The organism is Cupriavidus sp. CuC1, from assembly GCF_044627735.1.
Lineage (GTDB): Bacteria > Pseudomonadota > Gammaproteobacteria > Burkholderiales > Burkholderiaceae > Cupriavidus > Cupriavidus ulmosensis.
Genome location: NZ_JBIUHC010000285.1, coordinates 1 through 6,529, shown reverse-complemented (window position 1 = coordinate 6,529; position 6,529 = coordinate 1). Strand labels below are relative to the sequence as shown.

Here is a 6,529-nt window from a genome sequence, read left to right as displayed (position 1 = left end):
CTACGCGTGCCGGCAGGCTGGCCGGGACCAAGCCGGGGACAGGCACGGTCGGCGGCACGGTCGCGCCCGCTGCACTGGCGGCGGACCTGGCGCGGGTGCCCGAGCGCGGTGAATCCGCGGGCTGGATCACCCGCACGGCGCTGTGCGTGGAAGTGCGCCATCCCAGCCGCGCCGCGGGCCCCAAGGCCGAGAAAGCGGCCGCGGGCGACAAGCGCGGCATGCTTTATGTGTTCATGCCGCCGCTGACCGTGCTGGAGGACTACCTGGAGCTGCTGGCCGCGGTGGAAGCCACCGCCGCCGGGCTGGGCGTGAAGATCGTGCTCGAAGGCTACCCGCCGCCGCGCGACGTGCGCCTCAAGCTGCTGCAGGTCACGCCCGATCCGGGCGTGATCGAGGTCAACATCCATCCCGCTGCCAACTGGGACGAACTGGTCGACCACACGGAATTCCTCTACCAGGCCGCCCACGAAACCTATCTCAGCACCGAGAAGTTCATGCTCGACGGGCGGCACACCGGCACCGGCGGCGGCAACCACTTCGTGCTGGGCGGCGCCACGCCGGCCGACAGCCCCTTCCTGCGGCGCCCCGATGTGCTGTCCAGCCTGATTGCGTACTGGCACAACCATCCCTCGCTGTCCTACCTGTTCTCGGGCATGTTCATCGGCCCGACCAGCCAGGCGCCGCGCGTGGACGAGGCGCGCAACGACCAGCTCTACGAGCTCGAGATCGCCTTTGCCGAACTGCAGCACCAGCTTGACCGGATCTCCGGCCCAGAGGGAGGGGTTGGCGCGCACATGCCGCCCTGGCTGGTCGACCGCGCGCTGCGCAATATCCTGATCGACGTCACCGGCAACACGCACCGCAGCGAGTTCTGCATCGACAAGCTCTACTCGCCCGACGGCCCCACCGGCCGCCTCGGCCTGCTGGAGCTGCGCGCGTTCGAGATGCCGCCGCACGCGCGCATGAGCCTGGTGCAGCAGTTGCTGCTGCGCGCGCTGGTGGCGCGCTTCTGGCGCGAGCCCTATCGCGGGCGGCTCACGCGCTGGGGCACGGAGCTGCATGACCGCTTCCTGCTCGGCACCTTCGTGCAGATGGATTTCGAGGACGTGCTCACCGAGATGCGCGAAGCCGGCTTTGCGTTCGACAACGCCTGGTTCGCACCGCACTTCGAGTTCCGCTTCCCGCGCGTGGGCGAGCTCGCGGCCGGCGGCCTGTCGCTGACGCTGCGCACCGCGCTCGAACCCTGGCATGTGATGGGCGAGGAGGGCAGTGCCGGCGGCACCGTGCGCTATGTGGATTCGTCGCTGGAACGCATCGAGGTGCGCGTGCTGGGCATGAACGACAGCCGCCACGTGGTCACCGTCAACGGCCGCGCGGTGCCGCTGCAGCCCACCGGGCGCGTCGGCGAGTTCGTGGCCGGGGTGCGCTACCGCGCGTGGGCGCCGCCGTCTGCGCTCCATCCCACCATTGCCTCCCATGCGCCGCTGACTTTCGACGTTGTCGACACATGGATGGGGCGCAGCATCGGTGGATGCCAGTATCATGTTTCGCATCCGGGCGGGCGTAGCTATGAGACCTTCCCGGTCAATGCGTACGAGGCTGAGAGCCGGCGCCTGACACGTTTCTTCACACTTGGTCACACGCCGGGCGTGATGCGCGTGGAACCGCCCCGGCGCAGCCTCGAGTTTCCGTTCACGCTGGATTTGCGACAACGCTGATCCGGCACGCCCCCAAAGTCGCGCCCCGTGCCTCTCCAGCCGTCACTGCCTTTTGATGAAACCGCCCCTGCCGTCGACGCGGTGATGCACCGCGCGCGGCCGGTGCCACCTGGGCATCTTGATGAGCTGGGGGCGTGCGGGGACGGGTTGCGCGAGCCCTGGGCGAGCTTTTTCAAGGTGCTGGGCGAGGAGGGCGTCGAAGGCCTCGACCAGCAGGCCGTCGCCATGGCGCGCCAGATCCGCGACAACGGCGTGACCTACAACGTCTACGCCGACTACACGGACAAGGCCGGCGCGCGCGCCTGGGCGCTGGACCTGCTGCCTTTCCTGGTTGCCGAGGAGGACTGGCAGAAAATCGAGCGCGGCGTGGCGCAGCGCGCGGAGCTGGCCAACGCCATGGTGGCCGACATCTACGGGCCGCAGACCTTGCTGTCCAAGGGTTTGCTGCCGGCCGGCCTGGTCTTTGGCCATCCCGGCTACCTGCGCCCGCTCAAGGGCTACCAGCCGCCGGGCGGCAACTTCCTGCATATCGTGGCGGTGGACCTGGCGCATACCGTGGAGGGCGGCTGGACGGTGATGGCCCACCGCACGGAGACGCCTTCCGGGATGGGCTACGCGCTGGAGAACCGCCTCATCATCTCCAGCCTGTTCGCCGATGCCTTTCGCGAGCTGCGCGTGCGGCGCCTGCCCGCCGCTTTCTCGCAACTGGTAGCCACGCTGGCGCAGCAGCCCGCGGCGCAGCCACCCGCGCCGGAATCCGCGGTCAACGCCGCCGCCACGGTCAGCAAGCACATCGTGCTGCTCACCCCGGGGCCCTATAACGAAACCTATTTCGAGCACACCTTCCTGGCCCGCTACCTCGGCATCACGCTGGTCGAGGGCAAGGACCTGACGGTGCGCAACGACGTGGTCTACCTGAAGACGCTGGCCGGGCTGGAGCGCGTCGACGTGGTGCTGCGCCGTCTCGACGATTCTTATTGCGACCCGGTCGAGCTGCGCCAGGATTCCACGCTCGGCGTGCCCGGGCTGTTGCAGGCGATGCGCGCGGGCAATGTGCTGGTCTCCAACGCGCCCGGATCCGGCTTCCTGGAGACGCCGGCCATCCACGGCTTCCTGCCGGCCATTTCCCGCGCGTTGCTGGGCGAGGAGTTGTTGCTGCCGGGCGTGCCCAGCTGGTGGTGCGGCGAGGCCACGGCGCGCGAGGAGGCGCTCGGGGAATTCACCGAAGCCTTCCTGATGCCAACCTACCCGCGCGGCATGGCACAGCCGTGGGAAGGCCCGCGCCTGGGCATGGAGCGCGGCCTGCAGCGCCTGGCGGACTGGCGCGAGCGCATCGAGCAGGTGCCGGATCTGTTCACCATCCAGGCCGACCTGCCGCTGTCGCACGCACCGCGCTGGGAAGGGCCGCATATCGGCTCGCGCGCCGCCATGCTGCGGGTCTATGCCATTGCCGACGGACGGGGTGGCTGGCAGGTGATGCCCGGCGGCTTTACCCGGCTCGCGGGGGAAGGCCAGCCGGCCGTATCGATGCAGCTCGGCGGCTCCAGCACTGACACCTGGGTGTTGTCGAGCCAGCCGGCGCAGCCGGGAGGCGCGCCGCTGCAGTTCCCCATGGCCGGCGCGGCGCCCGGTCCGGCGGCCAAGCCGCTGGCGGTATCCAGCCGTGCCGCCGAGAACCTGTTCTGGGCCGGCCGCTACGCCGAGCGCGCGGAAAACAACGTACGCCTGTGCCGCCTGGTGCTGGGCTCGATCGAAAGCAGCGACGACCGCGACGACAGCGCGCTCGACGTGATCGGTGAACTGGTGCGCGCCTGCGGCCTGCTGCCGACCGGCGCCCCGCAGCCGCGCGCCTCGCTGCGCGTGTTCGAGCGCAGCCTGGTGTCCGCGCTGGCGGAGAGCGCCGGCTGGACCAGCGTGGGCCAGAACCTGGCCAGCCACGTGCACGCCGCCACCGAGATCCGCAACCGGCTGTCCAACGATCACTGGCGCACCATCCTCGCCGCGCGCAACGATTTTGGCGACGCCATGGAGGCGGCCTGCGCGGGTAGCCCTGGCGGCGCCGGCAGCGACGCGGGCAACTACGACCGCCCGCGCGTGCTGGCGGCGCTGGATCGCCTGTCCATGCAGCTCGCCGCCATCAGCGGCGCGCAGGGCGACCGCATGACCCGCGACGAAGCCTGGCGCCTGCTGTTCATCGGCCGCCATATCGAGCGCGTGGCCACGCTCTCGACCTTCCTGCGGGTGTTTGCGCACAACGGCGCGCTGCTGCACCGGACCTGTTTCGATCTGCTGCTGCACCTGTTCGACAGCACGCTGACCTTCCGCGCGCTGTACCCGGGCCGCTCCGATGTGCCCGCGCTGGTCGACCAACTGGTGATCGAGCCCACCAACCCGCGCGGGCTCTACGGCTTGCTGGCGCGGCTGCGCGTCAAGCTCGGCCAGATCTCGCCGCCGGCCAGCCCGGCCGGCACCGGGCGCGTGCCGCTGCCGCAATGGCTGCCCACCGTGGAGACGCTGCCCGGCTGGGAGGCACTCTGCCAGCGCGGCGCCGACGGGAAATACACCAATCTGGTGCAACTGTGCGAGCAACTGACTGACATGGTGGTGCAGCTCTCGGACGAAATCAGTGCGCGCTACTTCAGCCATGCCGGCATGGCCGGCACCCGCGTCGGGGCCCAACCATGAATGCGACGCAGAACGACACCATGAACGCGACGATGCGCCAGGCTGAGGAAGCTGCCGTGCCCGCGCCAGGACGCGCCGCCTCCGTGCTGACGATCCATCACAAAACCATCTACGACTACTCCGCCCCGGTGGAAAACGCCCAGCAGCGTGCCGTGGTGTTCCCGGTCACCTGCCCGTGGCAGGCCGTGCACGCGCACAGCACGCAGATCGAGCCGCCGCCGTCGCACCAGCATGCGGACGTCGACGCCTTCGGCAACCACGTGCTGTACTTCACCATCGACGTGCCGCACGACTACATGCAGCTCGCCTGCGAGAGCACGGTCAGCCTGACGCCGCGCTGGGCCGCGCTCGACCCCGACGCCAGCATGCCGTGGGAAGCGGCCGTCGCCGCGCTGCGTTTTCGCGCCGGCCAGCCCTTCCTGCCGGAAAGCGAGTTTTGCTTCGCCTCGCCCAACGTGGCGCTGCATCCCGACCTCAAGGCCTATGCGCTCGCCAGCTTCGCGCCCGGCGTGCCGGTGGTGGCCGGCGCCATCGACCTGATGCACCGCGTCCACGCCGACTTCGAATACCAGACCACCGCCACCGAAGTCGACACCCCGGCGCTGCAAGCCTTCGGCCTGCGCAGCGGCGTGTGCCAGGATTTCGCCCAGGTCATGATCGGCTGCCTGCGCTCGCTCGGCCTCGCCGCGCGCTACGTCAGCGGCTACCTGTGCACCAAGCCGCCGCCCGGCCAGCCCAGGCTGATCGGCGCCGACGCCTCCCACGCCTGGCTGTCGGTGTACTGCCCAATGGCCGGCTGGGTCGACCTCGATCCCACCAACGACGTGCTGGCCGACACCAGCCACGTCACGCTGGCGTTCGGGCGCGACTACAGCGATGTCTCGCTGCTGCGCGGCGTCATCGTGGGCGGCGGCGCGCACGATGTGGAAGTGGAGGTCAGCGTGCTGCCGGTCGGGTAGGCACTGCGCCGCGGTCAGCGCCTGGCAAGCCAATTGCTTGTCAGTAGCCTGGGTTTGCCGAGAAAAGGGGGAATCACCATGCTAAGCCGCACCGCCGACCACCTGTTCTGGATGGCCCGCTACACCGAGCGCGCGGAGAACACCGCCCGTATGCTCGACGTCAACTACCAGGCCTCGATGCTGCCGCAATCGCCCGAGGTGGCGCAGCAGGGCTGGCTGGCGATGCTCGACGTGACGGAACTCACGCCGGTATTCGCCGCGCACCACGGCGCGGTGGTGCACGAGGAAGTGATCGACTTCATGGTGCGCGACCTGAGCCACCCGGCGTCGATCATGTCCTGCCTGCGCGCCGCCCGCGAAAACGCCCGCGCCGTGCGCGGCGCACTCACCACGCCGCTGTGGGAAACCATCAACACCACCTGGCTCGATGTCCAGCAGATGGTCGCCGATGGCATCCTGCGCCACGATCCGGCCCGGTTCTTCGAGTGGGTCAAGTTCCGCTCCCACCTTACGCGTGGTGTGGAAGCCGGCACCATGCTCAAGGACGAAGCCTATTGCTTCATGCGGCTAGGCACCTTCCTGGAACGCGCCGACAACACCGCCCGCATTCTCGACGTCAAGTTCCAGGCTACCGACCTTAGCCAGCAGCAGGACGACTTCTACCAGTGGGCCGCGGTACTGCGCTCCGTGTCGGGGCTGGAGATGTACCGCAAGGTCTATCGCTCGGTGGTCACGCCGGAGCGCGTGGCCGAGTTGCTGATCGTGCATCCGGATATGCCGCGCTCGCTGGCCGCCAGTTTGCGGGAGGTGATTTCGTTGCTGGCGCAGGTGAGGAATGCGCAGTCAGTGGAGACGGAGCGGCGTGCCGGCAAGCTGCATGCCGAGCTGAAATTCACTCGGATCGAGGATATTTTTTCTGTTGGGATTCATGGGTGGCTTAGCGATTTTCTGCGGAGGATCCATGAGCTTGGGGGTGGGGTTAGTCGGGATTTTTTGATGAAGGGGGCGTAGGGGGGGAGGGGCTGGTTGCAACTGCAACTGCAACTGCAACTGCAAAATCAGCTTCAACTTCAACTACTTAACGTCAAGGGCAACTGCAGTTTCACCTCCCCTGCGGGGAGGCGACCTACTTTCTTGTCTCGCCAAGAAAGTAGGCAAAGAAGGCGA

4 protein-coding genes are annotated in these 6,529 nt (G+C 68.5%); all 4 read left to right on the top strand.

Going from position 1 to position 6,529, the window contains the following annotated elements:
* The coding region (locus ACGLHR_RS50230) for a transglutaminase family protein (RefSeq protein WP_400103413.1) at nt 1–1,718 on the top strand (1,718 nt) is incomplete at its 5' end.
* A gap of 27 nt (nt 1,719–1,745) precedes the next feature.
* Nucleotides 1,746–4,403 carry a circularly permuted type 2 ATP-grasp protein gene (locus tag ACGLHR_RS50225; protein WP_400103411.1) on the top strand — a complete coding sequence of 886 codons (2,658 nt, stop codon included), beginning with the start codon at nt 1,746–1,748 and terminating at the stop codon, nt 4,401–4,403.
* On the top strand, nt 4,400–5,362 hold the full coding sequence (locus ACGLHR_RS50220; RefSeq protein ID WP_400103409.1) for a transglutaminase N-terminal domain-containing protein: 963 nt from the start codon (nt 4,400–4,402) through the stop codon (nt 5,360–5,362). The genes ACGLHR_RS50225 and ACGLHR_RS50220 overlap by 4 nt, the downstream gene beginning before the upstream one ends.
* A 78-nt stretch (nt 5,363–5,440) precedes the next feature.
* On the top strand, nt 5,441–6,373 hold the full coding sequence (locus ACGLHR_RS50215) for an alpha-E domain-containing protein (protein ID WP_400103407.1): 933 nt from the start codon (nt 5,441–5,443) through the stop codon (nt 6,371–6,373).
* The last annotated feature ends 156 nt before the right edge of the window (nt 6,374–6,529 follow it).

Bases quoted from the DNA above. Each gene is read 5' to 3' on its own strand.
- ACGLHR_RS50220 (WP_400103409.1), top strand. From the start codon at position 4,400: ATGAATGCGACGCAGAACGACACCATGAACGCGACGATGCGCCAGGCT.
- ACGLHR_RS50215 (WP_400103407.1), top strand. From the start codon at position 5,441: ATGCTAAGCCGCACCGCCGACCACCTGTTCTGGATGGCCCGCTACACC.